The 16065-nt window shown below is 67.0% G+C and carries 17 protein-coding genes; 9 read left to right on the top strand and 8 right to left on the bottom strand.

Going from position 1 to position 16065, the window contains the following annotated elements:
- Position 1: 1 nt before the first annotated feature.
- Positions 2-790, bottom strand: a complete 789-nt coding sequence (locus tag VGN82_RS24890; RefSeq protein WP_327529753.1) for an ATP12 family chaperone protein — start codon at positions 788-790, stop codon at positions 2-4.
- A gap of 32 nt (positions 791-822) precedes the next feature.
- The gene (locus tag VGN82_RS24895) at positions 823-1821 is read right to left on the bottom strand and encodes a P1 family peptidase (protein ID WP_327529754.1); all 999 of its coding nucleotides are present in this window, start codon (positions 1819-1821) and stop codon (positions 823-825) included.
- Between the two features lie 182 nt (positions 1822-2003).
- On the opposite strand from VGN82_RS24895, the gene VGN82_RS24900 reads away from it, so the two are divergent.
- Entirely contained in the window at positions 2004-2639 is a 636-nt protein-coding gene (locus tag VGN82_RS24900; protein WP_327529755.1) for a Spy/CpxP family protein refolding chaperone, read from the top strand.
- A gap of 79 nt (positions 2640-2718) precedes the next feature.
- Here VGN82_RS24900 and VGN82_RS24905 read toward each other — a convergent pair whose 3' ends face one another.
- On the bottom strand, positions 2719-2961 hold the full coding sequence (locus tag VGN82_RS24905) for a hypothetical protein (protein WP_327529756.1): 243 nt from the start codon (positions 2959-2961) through the stop codon (positions 2719-2721).
- A 223-nt stretch (positions 2962-3184) separates the two neighbouring features.
- Between VGN82_RS24905 and VGN82_RS24910 the strand changes: the two genes are divergently transcribed.
- From VGN82_RS24910 to VGN82_RS24930, 5 genes are all read left to right on the top strand, one after another.
- Positions 3185-3337: a hypothetical protein gene (locus VGN82_RS24910; protein ID WP_327529757.1), complete on the top strand. Its 153-nt coding sequence runs from the start codon at positions 3185-3187 to the stop codon at positions 3335-3337.
- Positions 3338-3425: 88 nt separating this feature from the next.
- A complete protein-coding gene (locus VGN82_RS24915; protein ID WP_327529758.1) occupies positions 3426-4010 on the top strand; it encodes a threonine transporter RhtB in 585 nt (194 codons plus the stop codon).
- Positions 4011-4332: 322 nt separating this feature from the next.
- Positions 4333-5523, top strand: a complete 1191-nt coding sequence (gene nhaA / locus VGN82_RS24920) for a Na+/H+ antiporter NhaA (protein WP_327529759.1) — start codon at positions 4333-4335, stop codon at positions 5521-5523.
- A gap of 11 nt (positions 5524-5534) precedes the next feature.
- Positions 5535-5720, top strand: a complete 186-nt coding sequence (locus VGN82_RS24925; RefSeq protein WP_327529760.1) for a hypothetical protein — start codon at positions 5535-5537, stop codon at positions 5718-5720.
- Between the two features lie 150 nt (positions 5721-5870).
- Positions 5871-6167 (top strand): cupin domain-containing protein, encoded by a 297-nt coding sequence (locus VGN82_RS24930; RefSeq protein WP_327529761.1) that lies wholly within the window; start codon positions 5871-5873, stop codon positions 6165-6167.
- Between the two features lie 157 nt (positions 6168-6324).
- Here VGN82_RS24930 and rpsD read toward each other — a convergent pair whose 3' ends face one another.
- The gene (gene rpsD, locus VGN82_RS24935; RefSeq protein WP_327529762.1) at positions 6325-6942 is read right to left on the bottom strand and encodes a 30S ribosomal protein S4; all 618 of its coding nucleotides are present in this window, start codon (positions 6940-6942) and stop codon (positions 6325-6327) included.
- 193 nt (positions 6943-7135) lie between these two features.
- Positions 7136-8005, bottom strand: coding sequence for a glutamate racemase (gene murI, locus VGN82_RS24940; protein ID WP_327529763.1), 870 nt, complete (start codon positions 8003-8005; stop codon positions 7136-7138).
- A 146-nt stretch (positions 8006-8151) separates the two neighbouring features.
- Here murI and VGN82_RS24945 point away from each other — a divergent pair, with 146 nt between their 5' ends.
- Positions 8152-9072: a bifunctional helix-turn-helix transcriptional regulator/GNAT family N-acetyltransferase gene (locus VGN82_RS24945; RefSeq protein ID WP_327529764.1), complete on the top strand. Its 921-nt coding sequence runs from the start codon at positions 8152-8154 to the stop codon at positions 9070-9072.
- Between the two features lie 32 nt (positions 9073-9104).
- On the opposite strand, the gene VGN82_RS24950 is transcribed toward VGN82_RS24945, so the two are convergent.
- Positions 9105-10382, bottom strand: coding sequence for a flavin monoamine oxidase family protein (locus tag VGN82_RS24950; RefSeq protein WP_327529765.1), 1278 nt, complete (start codon positions 10380-10382; stop codon positions 9105-9107).
- A 390-nt stretch (positions 10383-10772) separates the two neighbouring features.
- Between VGN82_RS24950 and VGN82_RS24955 the strand changes: the two genes are divergently transcribed.
- Positions 10773-13067 carry a TonB-dependent hemoglobin/transferrin/lactoferrin family receptor gene (locus VGN82_RS24955; protein WP_327529766.1) on the top strand — a complete coding sequence of 765 codons (2295 nt, stop codon included), beginning with the start codon at positions 10773-10775 and terminating at the stop codon, positions 13065-13067.
- A gap of 176 nt (positions 13068-13243) precedes the next feature.
- Positions 13244-13894 carry a glutathione S-transferase family protein gene (locus VGN82_RS24960; protein ID WP_327529767.1) on the top strand — a complete coding sequence of 217 codons (651 nt, stop codon included), beginning with the start codon at positions 13244-13246 and terminating at the stop codon, positions 13892-13894.
- 41 nt (positions 13895-13935) lie between these two features.
- On the opposite strand, the gene VGN82_RS24965 is transcribed toward VGN82_RS24960, so the two are convergent.
- Complete coding sequence (locus tag VGN82_RS24965; RefSeq protein WP_327529768.1) at positions 13936-14745, bottom strand: RNA methyltransferase; 810 nt, start codon at positions 14743-14745, stop codon at positions 13936-13938.
- A 123-nt stretch (positions 14746-14868) separates the two neighbouring features.
- Complete coding sequence (locus VGN82_RS24970; RefSeq protein ID WP_327529769.1) at positions 14869-16008, bottom strand: dipeptidase; 1140 nt, start codon at positions 16006-16008, stop codon at positions 14869-14871.
- Between the last annotated feature and the right edge of the window lie 57 nt (positions 16009-16065).

A 16065-nucleotide genomic window follows, 5' to 3' on the forward strand; every position in this document is an offset into this window, starting at 1 on the left:
CTTATCCCCGTGCGAGCAGCAGGGCGGCCGCGTCGAATTCGGCGCGGCGGATCGCGCGGCGCTCGGCCGCCTCCTCGTCCTGGCCCCAGATGCCGATCTGGTAGTCCTCGTCGAGATGGGCGGCGGCCCAGACGGCATCCGCATCGCGCAGGCCGAAGGCGAGCGCGAGCATCAGGATGGTCGAGCCGGTCAGCGTCATGACGTTGTGAGCGCCAGCCAGCGCAACCGGGGCGGAGATCTGCCCGACATGTCGGGCGACCGCGTCGAGGGTCTGCTGCGGCTGCTGCGCGAAGACGACGCCCTCCGTCAGCAGGAAGCGCGCGCCGATCCTGGTCTCGACGTCGTGCCGGATCGGCTCCCAGACCGCGTTCTGCAACGCGACCAGCTCCTGCGGCTCGCCGGCGCGGTAGCAGAGCGCGTCGCTGCCGGCATAGCGCACGATCTCGGCGCGCACGGCCTCATGCTGGTCGGCGACGCCGTCCAGCGCCGAATTGACCAGCCGGGTCATGGGCATCCGGGCGGGGTCGATCCGCTCACCTTGCGCCTGCCATTCGGCGGCCAGCGCCTCGGCGACAGGCTGCGACGAGACGGCCAGCGGGTTGCGGGCTGGGGTGCGGGCCGTGCGCCCGTCGAGCGCGACATGGAACAGCCCGTCGCGCTCGGTGACGCCGGCGGTCTCATAGAAGCGCTTGGGCAGGGCATTGCGCATCGCGGATTGCGCGGCGGCGACGGGATCGGGCTGGCGCTGGCCGGCGGCGCCGAAGCGGGCAAGGAAATCGTCTGTGGACATGCCCGCGCCTCTAGCATGCACGGCGCGCCGCGTCAGCCGCCGAACCTGTCGCGCCAGGCCGGTTTGGCCTCTGCGGAAGGGAGGGCCGTTGCAGCATGGACGCCGCGTGCCACGGCACGGGCCAGCACGTCGGCGGCCGTCGAACAGAGTTCGGTCAGTGCGAAGGCGTCGGACGGCGCACCGCTATGGCCGGTCGCCGCCGCGAAGACGACGTCTCCGTCGAGCGCCGCATGGGCGGGGCGCAGCGCGCGGGCAAGCCCGTCATGGGCGGCAAGTGCCAGCCGCTTGCATTGCGCCTTGGTCAGCACGGCGTCGGTGCACACGAGCGCGATCGTGGTGTTCTGGCCGGTGCCCCCCTTGAAGCGCAGGCCGAGATGGTCCGGCGCGATCTCGGCAGGCCAGCCGATGCCGCCGAACTCGTTACCTTGCTCGTAGGGTGCTGCCCAGAAATGCGGGCTATCGCCGATCGTGGCGGTGCCGACCGCGTTCACCGCGACCAAGGCGCCAACGATCTGGCCGGTGGCGGCGCGGGCGCTGGCCGAGCCAATGCCGCCCTTGAGGGTCGCCGTCGTTGCGCCGAAGCCGGCGCCGGCGGTGCCCAGCGAGAAGTCGGCACCGGCCGCCGCTGCCGCGAGGTGACCCAGCCCGCGATAGGGGGCTTCGGCCGCTCCCTTTGCCCAGGGCTTGTCGCCGCCATTGAGAAGGTCGAACAGGATCGCCTGCGGTACGATCGGAACACGCAGCGAGCCGACGGGAAAGCCGCGTCCCTGGCTGGCGAGCCAGGCCATCACGCCATCGGCTGCGGCGAGCCCCCAGGCCGAGCCGCCCGACAGGACGATCGCGTCGGCATGTTCCACGGTCATCTCGGGCTCGAGCAGGGGCGTCTCGCGCGTGCCGGGCGCGCCGCCGAGGACCGCGACCGAGGCGACGGTCGGGCGCTCGAAGAGGGCGACCGTGACGCCGGTCGCGGCGGCGCTGTCATGGGCCTGCCCGACGAGCACGCCACGGACATCGGTGATCAGATTGCGCATGGGGGAAGCCGAAGGAGCTGGAAACACAAGGGCGCTGGCTCGCGCGCAGCCGGCACATTACGATCTTTTCATGCTTGCGCCATCATGGGGTCACCGCCCTGTGCCCAGTCTGGCGTCATCGCGAACCGGCTTCGAGACCCGCTCAGCGACCGACGACCCGATGCCTCCATGGGAGATCTCGCATGAAACATATCGCACTCTTCGCAGCGACCTCCGCAGCTGCGCTCGCCGCGACCCTTGCGATCGCCCAGCCGCAACCGCTGCCGCCCGCGGGCGCCGATCGCGACAGCTCGCGCCATGAGCGTTCGGAAAGCCGCGAGCAGCGGCGCGGGGAATGGCGCGAGCAGCGCGCCCAGCGGATGCAGGAGCGGCTCAACGAGCGCCTCGCCAAACTGCGCACCGACATGAAGCTGAAGCCGGAGCAGGTGCCGCTGTTCGACACCGTCGAGGCCCTCGTCAAGAAGCGGTCCGAGGAGCGCCGCGCGGGCTGGGCCGCGATGCGCGAGCAGCGCGAGACCTTCCGCCACGCCGACATCATGGAGAGACTCGACATGATGGCCACCCGCCAAGCGGACCGTGCGACCCGGTCCAAGCAACTCGCCGATGCTGTGCGCCCGCTATGGGTCACGCTCAGCGACGAACAGAAGACTGTGGCGCGCCGCGCCGTGCGCGAGGCCATGGCCGAGGGACGCGACATGATGCAGCGGATGCGCGAGCGCATGGACGAGCGTCGTGGCGGCCGGGACCAGGACGACGAGGAGCGTGGCCCGCGCCGCTGGCGCGAGGACCGTGGCGATCGCTGGGACCGCCGCGGCTGAACACGGCGGGTTCTTTACGGACGGACAAGGGCGGCTCGCGCGAGCCGCCCTTTTGCTTGTGCGATCAGGCGCCGCGGGATCAGGTGCCGACGGCGTCCGTGACGCATTTCTTGGTGAAGCTCGTCTTGGCCGCGCCGGAGAGTTTCTTGTCGGCTGCCTGCTTGTCGCAGGCCGCGCCGGCGTCCTTCTGGCACTTGGTCAGGAAGCTGGTCTTGGCTGCGCCGGCGAGCTTCTTGTCGCCAGCCTGAACGGTGCAGCTCTGGGCATGGGCGAAGGTGGAAAGGCAGCTCAGCGCCACGGCCGCTATCAGGGTCTTCATCATCGCTCGTGTTTCCCGACTCGTGATTCCCAAGGTTGGGTACCCAAGGGTTAGCGCGGCGCGGGCGAAGGGCAAGCGGCATTTCCGCGGCGCTCCGCCATCATTCCGCCTCATGCCCTAATGTCTTGGGAAACAAAGCGGAAACGGCGATTCACCCTGCCTGTTCAACTTCGATTCATCTGTTCGCGTTTACGGTTCGGCAGTGAATGCGAATCAAAGGCGGGCCATGAAGGCGACATGGTTGATCTGGGGTATGCGCGGCTTCATCGGCCTCGTATTCGTGGCGAGCCTGTTCGGGCCGTATGCGCTGTCGATCCTGATCGGCTGCCTGGGGCTGGGCTGCTACTATTTTCGCGACGAGGTCGGCTCGCATCTGTGAGCATAGGCGCGCCGTAGTTCACCTCTCGCGACGCAGGGCTTGATCCAGCGCAAGAGCCGGGGCCCCGGCCGCGTGTAGCTGGATCGGCATGGTCTCCAGCGGCTTCATCCTCGGGCTCGCGCTTCTACTCGCGACGCCCGGCCCCACCAACACCTTGCTTGCGCTGGCGGGCGCGACGAGCCGGCCACGCGCGGCCCCGATGCTGCTCCTCGCCGAACTGACCACCTATCTCGGCACGGTCGTGGCCCTGGGAGCACTGGCCACGCTGATCGGAGCCCGGATCGAGGGCCTGCGGCCGTGGCTGCAGGCGGCCGCTGCCCTCTATCTTCTCTGGGTCGCCGGCAAGATGTGGCGCTGGCGGCCCGATCTGTCGGGTGCCGGCCAGGTTCGTCCCTATCATGTCGCAACGACGACGCTGCTGAACCCCAAGACGCTGATCATCGCCTTCGTGCTGATGCCGCAGGGCTGGAGCGGCGACGCCGCGATTGCCGCCGCGCATCTCCTGGCGATGTCGGTCCTGATTCCGGTAGCGGGGACTGCATGGTTCGGCGGTGGGCGAGCGCTTGCGGTGGTCGCCGGCACGGGGCGCAGGCTGCTCCTGCCGCGGGTTTCGGCACTTCTCCTCGGCCTGTTCGCGATGCTGTTAGCGGGGCGTGCGCTCGCCGGGTGGTGAGCTCCACTGATCGATCGAACGTCAGAGATGCGGTGTGCGATCGGGGCATTATTACTGCTGCTTCCCCGGTCTTGTAGGGGCTGACGCCCGACTGACGAGAAGAGATTGGTTGTCGTTTCACTCAGATCCAGAATCGTCTGATGCATGACGGCCTTTTGTTCATCGCCAGAGCGACGATGGCCGCGAGACATCTTGGACGATATCAGCAGGGGTTGCGAGAGCTCAGCAAGGATGCCATAAAAGCCTTAGGGTGTTCCGCTTCGATCGGTTGAGCGGGCAGGATTTGCGCAGGTCGGGCCGCCAGTGCGGAGAGCCTGCGCCCGTGACACGCCCTTTTTCCACGCTTCGTGAATTTCTGCGCGGTGAAGCCGCAGGCGGCCTTGTGCTGATGGGCGCCGCGCTTCTCGCCATCATCGTCGCGAACTCCCCCCTCGCGCCGGCCTATTTCGCCGCATTGAAGCTCTATCTCGGCCCCCTGAGCCTGTTGCATTGGGTGAACGATGCCCTGATGGCGGTCTTCTTTCTGCTGGTCGGATTGGAGATCAAGCGCGAGGTGCTGGACGGCCAGCTCTCGAGTTGGAGTCGCAGGACGTTGCCCGGCGTGGCGGCGCTCGGCGGCATGATCGTGCCGGGTCTCATCTACGTCGCGTTCAACTGGTCGGATCCCTCGGCTCTGCGGGGATGGGCCATTCCCGCGGCGACAGACATCGCATTCGCGCTTGGCGTCCTGTCCTTGCTCGGGTCGCGCGTGCCGGTTTCGCTCAAGATTTTCCTGGCGGCGCTGGCGATCATCGACGATCTCGGCGCAGTCATCATCATCGCCGTTTTCTATACGGCCCAGCTGAACGTCTATGCGCTCCTTGGCGCACTCGTCGTGTTGGGCGTTCTTCGTGCGCTCAACGCATCCGGCTGCGATCGCTTGGCACCCTATCTGGCCTTCGGTGCGGCGTTGTGGGTGCTGGTCCTGATGTCCGGCGTGCACGCGACCATCGCCGGCGTGCTGCTCGCACTGACGATCCCCATCACGCCGACGCCTGGGAAGCCGGAGGCCGACCACGCGACATCGCCGTTGCACCGACTCGAGCACGCGCTGCTCATGCCGGTCGCCTTCCTGGTCGTGCCGATCTTCGGCTTCGCCAATGCCGGCGTCTCCTTCGGCAACGTCACCTCCGCGGTGCTGGGCGATACGCTCGCGATCGGTGTCGCCGCCGGCCTCGTTTTCGGAAAGCTGATCGGCGTTTTCGGAGCCGTCGCCCTGATGGTCCGGGTGGGGTGGGCCGAGCTGCCCTCGAACGCAACATGGGCCCAGATGCTGGGCGTCGCGCTGCTGTGCGGCATCGGCTTCACGATGAGCCTCTTCATCGGCCTGCTGGCATTCGAGGATCCCGCGATGCAGGACCGCGTCAAATACGGGATTCTGGCCGGCTCCGTCGCCGCCGGCTTGGCGGGATACCTCGTCCTGCGACTTCAGGAGCCATTACGGCAGGGCCGCCCGGCCCCAGCCGCCACATGACGGGGACACGCATGATCTATCTGGGAATTGGCTTGCTGCTGGCCGCTTTGGCACTGCTCGCGGTATTGCGGCCGAATGCGGATGGCGACTCTCATCCGGTCGTCTCGGGCGTCACGATTTCCGCCCTGTTTCCGACGGCGGTACTCGGGCTGATCACGTTCGGCGCCGCGATTCTGCTATCCGCATTGTTCTCGTGAGGCCCACCATTTCCGGTGTGAGACATTGCGCATGCGAAGGCCTTGGGCCGGAGTGATCCCCGCGAACATCGTGCTATCCAGCACCGGTCGCGCCTGCGTTGATCCTCGGGAGCAGCCGAGGTTGCGCCTCGCCAACGGAGACAAGCGACAATGCCTTTCGAATGCACGGTTCCCGCAGTCGCCACGGTTCTGGCCGAGGACGAGCGCGCCAAGATCACACGGTGGGATTTCGAGCCCGGCGCGACGACGGGATGGCATGAACACGGGATGGACTATGCCGTGGTCATCATGACGGATGCCGTCATGGCCTATGAGGTGGACGGCGTCGTGACCGAGAAGGAGGTCAAGACCGGCGACAGCTACATTCGCCCGAAGGGCGTCAAGCATGACGTGAAGAATGCGGGGACGACGAAGCTCAGCTTCATCGAGATCGAGACGAAGCGGTAGCCAGGCTTCTCGCGGGGGGCGTCGGCGGACCGGAGCGACAGCTCAGCCAGACTAAGCCAGGCGGGCAGCGTCGGCTGGAAACAGTTCGGGGGATGGCGATTTCTCGCCATCCCCCGAATTCTTGCGGGCGAACGGGCTTGCGACCCGTTGCCTCCGATCAGCGCGAGTAGAACTCGATGACCAGGTTCGGTTCCATCTGCACCGCGTAGGGCACGTCCGTTAGGGTCGGGGTGCGGGTGAAGGTGGCGGTCGACTTGCTGTGGTCGGCATCGAGATAGTCCGGCACGTCACGCTCGGCGAGCTGGGCCGACTCGATGACGATGGCGAGCTGGCGCGAGCTCTCCTTGATCGCGATCACGTCGCCCGGCTTGACCTGGTAGGACGCGATGTTGACGCGCTTGCCGTTGACCGTGACATGGCCGTGGTTGACGAACTGACGGGCGGCGAAGACCGTCGGGACGAACTTGGCGCGGTAGATCACGGCGTCGAGGCGGCGCTCGAGCAGGCCGATCAGGTTCTCGCCCGAGTCGCCCTTCAGGCGGATCGCCTCGGCGTAGTAGCGGCGGAACTGCTTCTCGGAGATCGAGCCGTAATAGCCCTTCAGCTTCTGCTTGGCGCGCAGCTGCGTGCCGAAGTCGGACGGCTTGCCCTTGCGGCGCTGGCCGTGCTGGCCGGGGCCGTATTCGCGGCGGTTGACCGGGGACTTCGGACGGCCCCAGATGTTCTGACCGAGGCGGCGGTCAATCTTGTACTTCGCCTCATGACGCTTCGACATATCGCGTGTCCTCTGTGGTTCGCGAGTTGAGGACCGCGCCCTCCTGTCCCCTCGCGGGGCGACAGATCCAGCTTCCGAAGAAGAGCGGATCACGGGTGCGGAAAAAGCCACGCGGCCCCGTGAGGAGCCGCGCGACGCCGGCTTACAACCACTTGTGGCGGCGTTTGTCAAACTGGAAGGCGAGAATCCCGCGTCAGTGCGTCAGTGGGATCGGTTCGATGACAACCTCGGCCAGCCCGTAACCGGCGAGCGCGATGCGCAATGGGCCGGTGATGCCGGTGCCGGCGGTGAAGACTGCAACGGCCTCGTTGGCTCCGGTCCGGTCGGGCGACGGGTCCGGACCCAGCAATTGCACGACGCGCCGGGCGATGGCCGGCGCCGGGTCGATCCATTCCACAGGCCAGGGCGCGAGGCGCCGCATCCGCTCCAGCAGAAGGGGATAATGCGTGCAGGAGAGGGTGACGACGTCGGTCCGGGCGCCGCTGCGGGTAACGAAGCAGGGCGCGATCTCGGCGGCGACGGCCTCGTCGTCGACGAGGTCGCCCTTCAATGCGGCCTCGGCCAGGCCGGCGAGCCTCGTCGAGCCGACCAGCGTAACGTCGCAGCCGCCGGCATAGTGCTCGACGAGTTCCCGCGTGTAATCGCGTGCGACCGTGCCGGGGGTGGCCAGTACCGATATCAGGCCGGATTTCGTCAGGGCGGCTGCAGGCTTGATGGCCGGGACCGTGCCGACGAAGGGAAGCGCGAAGCGGGCCCGCAAGGCCGGCAGGACCAGCGTCGAGGCGGTGTTGCAGGCGATGACGACGAGATCGGGATGGAAGCGCGCGACGAGCCGCTCCATCACCGACAGCACGCGCGTGACGAGCTCATCTTCGCGCAGGCCGCCATAAGGGAAGCCAGCATCGTCGGCAGCATAGACGATATGGGCACCGGGATGGGCCTGCATCGTCCGCGCCAGCACGGTGAGGCCGCCGAGCCCTGAATCGAAGACGAGGATGGTTGGGGTGTGCCGCGGCAGCATCGTCGCCCGATACGCCGTTCCGGCCAGAAGATCGACCTGCATGCGCCTGAGCCCGCCAGGGTGAGGAAGGGTAGGATTGCGCCAGAGAGGGGTTAAGGGATCGTCAAGATCGTGTTGCGGGTGGATCTTCAATTTAATTGACTCGGTCCATTATTTCGACGAAGGATCCGGTCGAGGGAGACCTTCCGATGACCGATCATGCCGTGGCGGCGCTGCGTCGTTTCAACCGCTTCCACACCCGCTTTGTTGGCGCGCTGGGCAGCAGCCTTCATGGCTCCGGCTTCACCCTCACCGAGGCGCGGGTGCTTTACGAGCTCGCGCAGCGTGATGGCTGGCTCGCGGGCGAGCTGGCGCGTGATCTGGGGCTCGACCCCGCCTATCTGTCGCGAATCCTCAAGCGGTTCGCTGCGTCGGGATGGCTCGAGCGCCGGCGTTCGCCCGAGGACGGTCGTGCGCTGAGACTGTGCCTGACGCAGGCGGGCCGCGCCGTTTTCGCGCCGCTCGACGAGGCTTCGCGCAAGGAAGCATCGGGCGTCCTGCGGAAGCTCGACGCTGCGGGCCGCGACCGGCTGGTCTCGGCGTTGGGCGAGGCCGAGGCGCTGCTTTCGGGGGCTGAGGCCGGTGCCGCTTCGCGCATGGCGATCCGTCGGCACCGCCCCGGCGACATCGGCTGGGTGATCTCGGCCCATGGCCGGATCTATGCCGAGGATCATGGCTGGGACATCAGCTTCGAAGGCTTCGTGGCCGAGATCGCGGCACAGTTCCTGCGGGACTTCCAGCCGGAGCGGGAGTGTTGCCTGATCGCCGAACTCGATGGCGCGCCCGTCGGTTCGGCCTTCGTCGTGCGGGAGAGCGACGAGGTCGCCAAGCTGCGCATGGTCATCGTGGACCGGCCGGGCCGGGGGCTGGGGCTCGGCAAGGCCCTGGTCCGCGAGGCGATCGCCTTCGCCCGTTCTGCCGGCTACCGCCGCATGGTTCTGTGGACCAATGACATCCTGCACGCGGCGCGCGCGATCTACATGGCGGAGGGCTTCAGGCTCGTCGCCGAGGAGAGGCATCATTCCTTCGGGCAGGATCTCGTCGGGCAGAACTGGGAGCTAGCGCTCTAGCAGGCGCGTACCGGGGGAAGTGCTGACGGCACTTACGCCTTGATCCTGGCCACTGCCGCGGCCGCGGTGCGCCCTGCCAGGGTGGCGCCGCCGACTGTCATGGCGCCGCCGCCGGCCGTGGCCTCGCCTGCGATGAAGATGCGTCCGCCGATCGGTTCGGCCAGCTGTTCGCGGGCAGCAGCGCGGCCAGGCAGGCAGACGGAATAGGAACCGCGCGAGAACGGATCGGTCCACCAGGCCGGAAAGGCCATCTCCGTCACGGCCTTGCCGATGTCGGCGCCGACCATCTGCGTCAGCAGTTCGGTGACATGGGCACGGGCGGCCTCGGGTCCGGCGACGGAGAGTTCTCGGGCATAGTCGCCGCCGCAATAGGCGATGACCAGGTCCTTGCCTTCCGGGAACATGTCGAAATTCATCAGGCGGCTGGGCGAGCCGGCTTCGAGAAAGCTCGTGCCGGGCGCGATGCCGAAGCGCTCGCCCTCGACCTTCAGAGCGATCTTGGTCAAGGCGCCCATGCCGAGGCCGTCCAGCGCATTGCGGGTTCGGGACGGCAAGGCGGGCGTGAAGCGGATCGTGCCGGCCTTGAGCACGCCGACGGGAACCGTGACGATGCAGGCATTCGCATGCAGCGTGCCGGCCGGCGTCGTCACCGCGACATCCGGCCCGTCCCAGCGGATCGCGCTGACCGGTTGGTTCAGGCGGATATCGAGTCCGGCTCCATGGCGGGCGACGAGGTTGCCGTACCCCGACGGCACGACCAGGTCATCGCCCGCCCAGAGGCGCTGGTAGTCGCGCGCGGAAATGCGGTCGGATTCCTCGCCGATGGAGAGCAGCAGGCCGGACGACGCGATCGGCGATACGTCCGGGCCGAGATCGCTGAGAAGATCCCGGATCGAGAGATCGCGCCGGGAGAGGTCGGCCGCGTCGAGACGGCGGTCGATCTGGCCGAAGGCGCCGCGACGCCTCTGCCGGTCGGCCTCGGGCATGGGCTTGCCGCTGGCAAAGACCTGAAAGCCGCCGCCCCAGGATTCGTTTCGCGTCTCAATGCCGAGTTCTCGCGCAATCCGAACCCAGGGGTTGCGCTCGGCCCAGTGGATGAACATCGCCCCGGCGTCGTAGGACGGGCCGAGTGAGGCGTCCGTGAAGGCGCGGCCGCCGACGCGGTCCCGGGCCTCGAGCACGATCGCCTTGCGTCCGGCGGCCTTGAGATCATGAGCGGCGGCAAGCCCCGCGGCGCCGGCGCCGATGACGATGACATCGACGTCGGCTGCACGGGCATTGCGCGCCGGTAGCGCCAGCGCCGCCGCCATCGCACCTGATCCTGTCAACATCGTCCGGCGGTCGAGCATGCGTGGGGCCCATTCTGCGCGCCCATGTTGGGCTCCTCTCCTTGCGATGCAACAGGAAGGTGTCGGGCATCGGGCAGGCTGCGATCACGAGATCGGGAGGCGCGACGAGCCGCGCTGAGGGGTCTCATATTGGATCGACGCTATAAAATCGCTTTGATTAGAATAATTCTACTACTGTGTTGTTCGTGCACCGAGTCGATTTCTTCGTATTTCCGATGATTGACAGTTATCGAGTCGCTTCATATCCGAATAGTGCCTTACCGGAGCGCGTAAGGTCTTGTTTGTATTCATTTTAAACTACTGAGATGCGGTTGCCGTTGCGGGCCGCGCCGAGAAGGACGGATTGGGACGATGGGGATGCATACCGGCAGGCTGCGCGAGGGGGTTGCCCTCGGAACTCTGATGATGGTCCTGCTGGCATCGCCTGCCGTCGCGCAGCAGCAAAGCCGCGCGCGGCCGGCGCCCGTCGTGCAGGCCTCGGACGCGCCTGTCACGCTGGACCAGATCACGGTTCAGGGTGAGGGCGGAGCGGGCACCGCTCTCGTCGAGGGGCCGACCACGACCCGCACGACGCGTGAGCAGCTCGACCGCCAGCAGGTTCAGAGCCTGTCCGACCTGTCGAACCGCGTCGAGGCCGGTATCACGTTGAACCGGCAGACCAATTCGCTCAACATCCGCGGCCTGGACGGCTCGCGCGTCCTGACGACGATCGACGGCATCCGCCAGTCCTTCCTCGTCGATACGCGCATCAACCGCGGCGGTACGACCGCCTTCGATTTCGACTCGCTCTCGACGCTCGACCTGCTGCGCGGCCCCAGCGGCGGCGCCACGCTCGGCGCTGGTGCGCTCGGCGGCGCGCTCGCCGTGCGCACGCTCGATCCCGAGGATCTCATCCGCAACGGCCGCAACTTCGGCGGCCTCGCCAAGACCGGCTTCGACACGACCGATCGCGCCATTTTCGGCAGCGCGGCCGTGGCCGGGCGCTGGAACAACACCTGGGCCCTGGTACAGGGCGGCTTCCGTACCGGTCATGAGATCGACAATCGGGGCAGCGACAAGACCGTCGGCGCTGCCCGCACCGAACCCAACCCGACCGATTTCGACCAGTACAACTTCCTGGCGAAGATCCATCAGTACTCGAACGATCAGGCGCATCGCTTCGGGCTGACCGCGGAGACGTTCAAGCGCTCCGCGCGGATCCAGAACCGGGACAACTCCGTCTCGCTGACCGGCAATTTCCGCCCCGGTGCCTATACGACGGGCGAGGACGTCGAGCGTGACCGGGTTTCGCTGAGCTATGACTACAAGCTGCCCGGCTCCTTCTTCGACGAGGCCCATGCGCAGCTCTACTGGCAGCGGCTGAAGCGCAACGACCTGACCAACGCGTACCGCTTCACCAGCATCGTTGGGCCCTATTCTCGCAACAACGAGAACGAGGAGAACGCCTACGGCTTCAACGGCCACGTCATCAAGAACTTCAGTACCGGCATGCTCACGCACCGGCTGATGGCCGGAACCGAACTGCGCATGACCGAGCTGGAGCAGTATTCGAAGGGCTATGACAACTGCCCGGCCCGGCCGGCCACGGGCAGCTTCACCGGCGCCTTTACGACCTGCAACAACATCCCGTCCAACCAGGCCGAGCAGCCGAAGGTCGACGGCCAGCTCGCTGGCTTCTTCGTGCAGGACGAGATCGGGATGCTCGACAACCGTCTGCGGGTCACGCCGGGCGTGCGTTACGACTGGTATGAGGAGAAGCCGAAGTACACGCCGGAGTATTTCGTGGGCCTCTCGCGCCCGACCGGCCTGCCGCCGGCGTCGAGCGATTCCGCCTGGTCGCCGCGCGTCCGGCTCGAATACGACATCGTCAAGAATGCAGGGCTGTTCAAGGACGTGACGGTGTTCGGGCAGTGGGCCAAGACCTTCCGTCCGCCGACGGCCAATGAGCTCTATGGCAGGTTCGGCTCGGCGACGACCTATCTGCGGACCGGAAACCCCGACCTGCGGCCCGAGATCGGCAACGGCATCGATGTCGGCTTCCGCTTCGGCGACAAGGCTTTCGGCGGTTCGGTGACCTATTTCCACACCAACTACCGCAACTTTATCGAAACCTATCAGGTGGCCCCTCCCGGCTTCCTCGGGCTCTACCCGCAGGGCGGCATCACCAGCTTCCGCAACGTGACGAAGGCCGAGATCCAGGGCATCGAGGCCAACGGCCAGTACGCCTTCTCGCCGAACTGGCTGATCCGCGGCTCGTTCGCCTGGACACAGGGCAAGAACAAGGACACCGACACCTACCTGAACTCGATCCCGCCGATCCAGGGCATCGTCGCCATCGCCTATGCCACGGATAACTGGGGTGCCGAGGTCTCGACCAAGCTGGCGGCCGCGCGCAACGACGTCGCCGCGACGACGGGCGCCAATGCCGGCTTCAAGGCGCCGGGCTATGCGCTCTTCAATGCCACGGCGTGGTGGAAGCCCATGCCGCAGGTCGCGGATCTCGAGGTCCAGGTCGGCGTCTACAACATCTTCGACCGCAAGTACTGGGATGCGGTCAATGTCCCGACCGGCGCGCTCGCCCAGGCTCGCGACTACTACACCGAGCCGGGTCGCACGGTGAAGGCGACCGTGAAGTACCAGTTCTGATCGGCCGCGCTTCGCGACGCTGCCATGGGCCGGCCCCGCAAGGGGCCGGCCTTTTGCATTCTGGCTGACCTTGTCGCCTTCTATGCAAGGGGGCGGGCATGATGGCGAGCAGCCAGTCGACTGGCCGCCGCCCAGTCGATTGCCGTCGGGAGCTGGGAACCATCCGGAGTTGCACCATGCCGATCACCATCACCGCCTTCGAACGCTCCCCTGATCGTGGCCAGGGGCTGGCGCGTGACATGCGGGTCCGCTGGGCGCTGGAGGAAGTCGGCCAGCCTTACGACGTGCGCCTGCTGTCGTTCAAAGCGATGAAGCAGGAGCCCCACCTCGCACTTCATCCCTTCGGGCAGATTCCGACCTATGAGGAGGGCGATCTTGCCCTGTTCGAATCGGGGGCCATCGTTTTCCATATCGCCGAGCGCCATGCAGGGCTGCTGCCGACCGAGCCCAACGGCCGGGCGCGCGCGATTACATGGATGTTCGCTGCCCTCAACACCGTCGAGCCGCCGATCTTCGACCGCTCGCTCGTCAACATCCTCGAGCGTGATCAGCCCTGGTACGAGCAGCGCCTGCGTGCGCTGGACGGCATCATTCGGAAGCGGTTGGGCGATCTGTCCAGCCACATGGGCGATGCCGACTGGCTCGATGGCGCGTTCAGCGCCGGTGATCTCTTGATGGTGACCGTGCTCCGCCGGTTGCATGGGTCGGGCATGCTGGAGGAGCATCCGAACCTCGCCGCCTATGTCGCCCGTGGCGAAGCGCGGCCCGCCTACAAGCGTGCCTTCGACGCGCAACTGGCTGTTTTCACCGCGGCGTCGGCAGGCTGAGACGAGGCTGGATCAGGTGCGCGTTGCCACGCGGCTCCGTGCTAATCGCCGTCGACTGGCTTTGGTACACGCAGGCGGCGCGGGCCTTCGGTCAGCGACTTGAAGACGCCGCGCAGGGTGCGGGCTTCCTGCTCGGTCATTTCCAGCCGATGCAGGATGTCGCGCAGGTTGGCGGTCATGATCTGCTTCTTGCCCGGCGGGAAGAAGCCACAGACATCGAGTTCGTTCTCGACATAGTCGAACATCGACAGCACCGTCGCCCGGCTGGCCGGGGGCGAGGGGTTGTTCTCGCGGAAGGGCGGCTCGCCGCCGCTTGCCTTGAACCATTCATAGCCGGCGAGCAGCACCGCCTGGGCGAGGTTGAGCGAGGCGAAGGCCGGATTGACCGGGTAGGTCAGGATCGCGTCGGCGAACGAGATCTCCTCGTTGTTGAGACCGATGCGCTCGCGTCCGAACAAGATGCCGACGCGCTCGCCCGAACCGATGCGGTCGGCGATCGGCGGCATCGCCTCTGCCGGGGTCAGCACACGCTTCATCTGGCCGCGCTCGCGAGCGGTCGTCGCCAGGACGTAGTTCAGGTCGGCGATGGCCTCGGCCGCGGTGGTGAAGAGCCGGGCGTTCTCGAGGATATGGGTCGCGCCGGAGGCGGCGGAAGTCGCCCCCTTCTTCAGGCCGCCGCCGGTCGGCCAGCCGTCGCGGGGGGCGACGAGGCGCATTTCGGAGAGGCCAAAATTCGCCATCGCGCGGGCGCACATGCCGATGTTCTCGGCCATCTGCGGCTCGACGAGGATGATGACGGGGGCAGGGGCCTCGACGGGCGGGCGGGTGCGGTCGGTACCGGAGCCGGTCATGATGATGAACTGAATCGTATCGGCTGGCCTCGCGCGGCGTTCCCGGGCGGAGCGCAGCGCAGACCCGGAACCTCAGGCCGGAAAGAGATCGTCGGGTCAAGCCCGACGATGACGAAGGCGGTCTCAGCCAGCCGCCTTTTCGACGGCGCGCATGACGCGCAGCGTGTTGCCGCCGGCAAGCTTCTCGAGATTCTCCTCCGACCAGCCGCGGCGGATCAGCTCGGCGATCAGGGCAGGGAAGACGGAGGTGTCTTCGAGCCCGTCGGGATTGATCCAGCCGAAGAAGTCCGAGCCGACGCCGACATGGTCGTGGCCGATGCGCTCCGCGAGATAGTCGAGATGGTCGCAATATTGCGGCAGCGTCGCTTTGGGGCGCGGGCCGGCCGTGCGTGCGATCTCGGCTTCGGCCTTGGCGCTGTCGATCCCTTCCGGCGTCTTGCCGTACTGATCCTTGGCCGGGCGGTGCCAGTCGCGCGAGGCCTGGCTGATGAAGTCCGGCACGAAGGTCGCCATGACGACGCCGCCATTGCCGGCGACACGGTCGAGCACGTCGTCGGGGACGTTGCGCGGATGGTCGCAGAGCGAGAAGGCGTTGGAGTGCGACCAGACGACCGGCGCGCTCGTCACGTCGAGCGTGTCGTGCATCACCTTCGGCGAGACATGGGCGAGATCGACGATCATGCCGAGCTTGTTCATCCGGCGGATCACATCCTTGCCGAAGGCGGTGAGCCCGTCATGCCTCGGCGCGTCGGTCGCTGAATCGCACCAGTCGGTGGTGTCGTTGTGGCAGAGGGTCATCAACCGGACGCCGAGGTCGTAATAGGCGTCGAGCGCATCGAGCTGGTTGTCGAGCGCCGAGCCGTTCTCGATCGTCATGATCAGCGCGATGCGCCCTTCCGCCTTGGCGGCGAGGACATCCGCCGCGCCAAGGCCGGGACGGAATACCTTGGCGTGGCGCTTCAGGATGCCGCGCATGAGCGCGATCTGGGCGAGCGCAAAGCCGGCTGGGCCCTTCTGCTTCGGGGGGACATAGGCCGCGAAGAACTGGGCGGCGAGCTTGCCAGCCTGCATGCGCGGGATGTCGGTGTCGCCCTCGGCATGGACCTTGCCCAGGTCATAGACGCCGACATCGCCCCTGGCCTCGCGATGCTGCCGGATGACGAAGGGCAAGTCGTTGTGCCCGTCGATCATGGGAGCGCGATCGAGAAGGGCCAGCGCCGCAGCGTAGGCGTTGTCCTGAACGGGAGGGGAGGCGAGAGCCATGGCGCAACCTTGCGTTGGAATCGTGAGCGGCGCGGATCGTGGCAGGTCGTGAAGCGC

It is taken from the genome of Allobosea sp., from assembly GCF_035999205.1.
Lineage (GTDB): Bacteria > Pseudomonadota > Alphaproteobacteria > Rhizobiales > Beijerinckiaceae > Allobosea.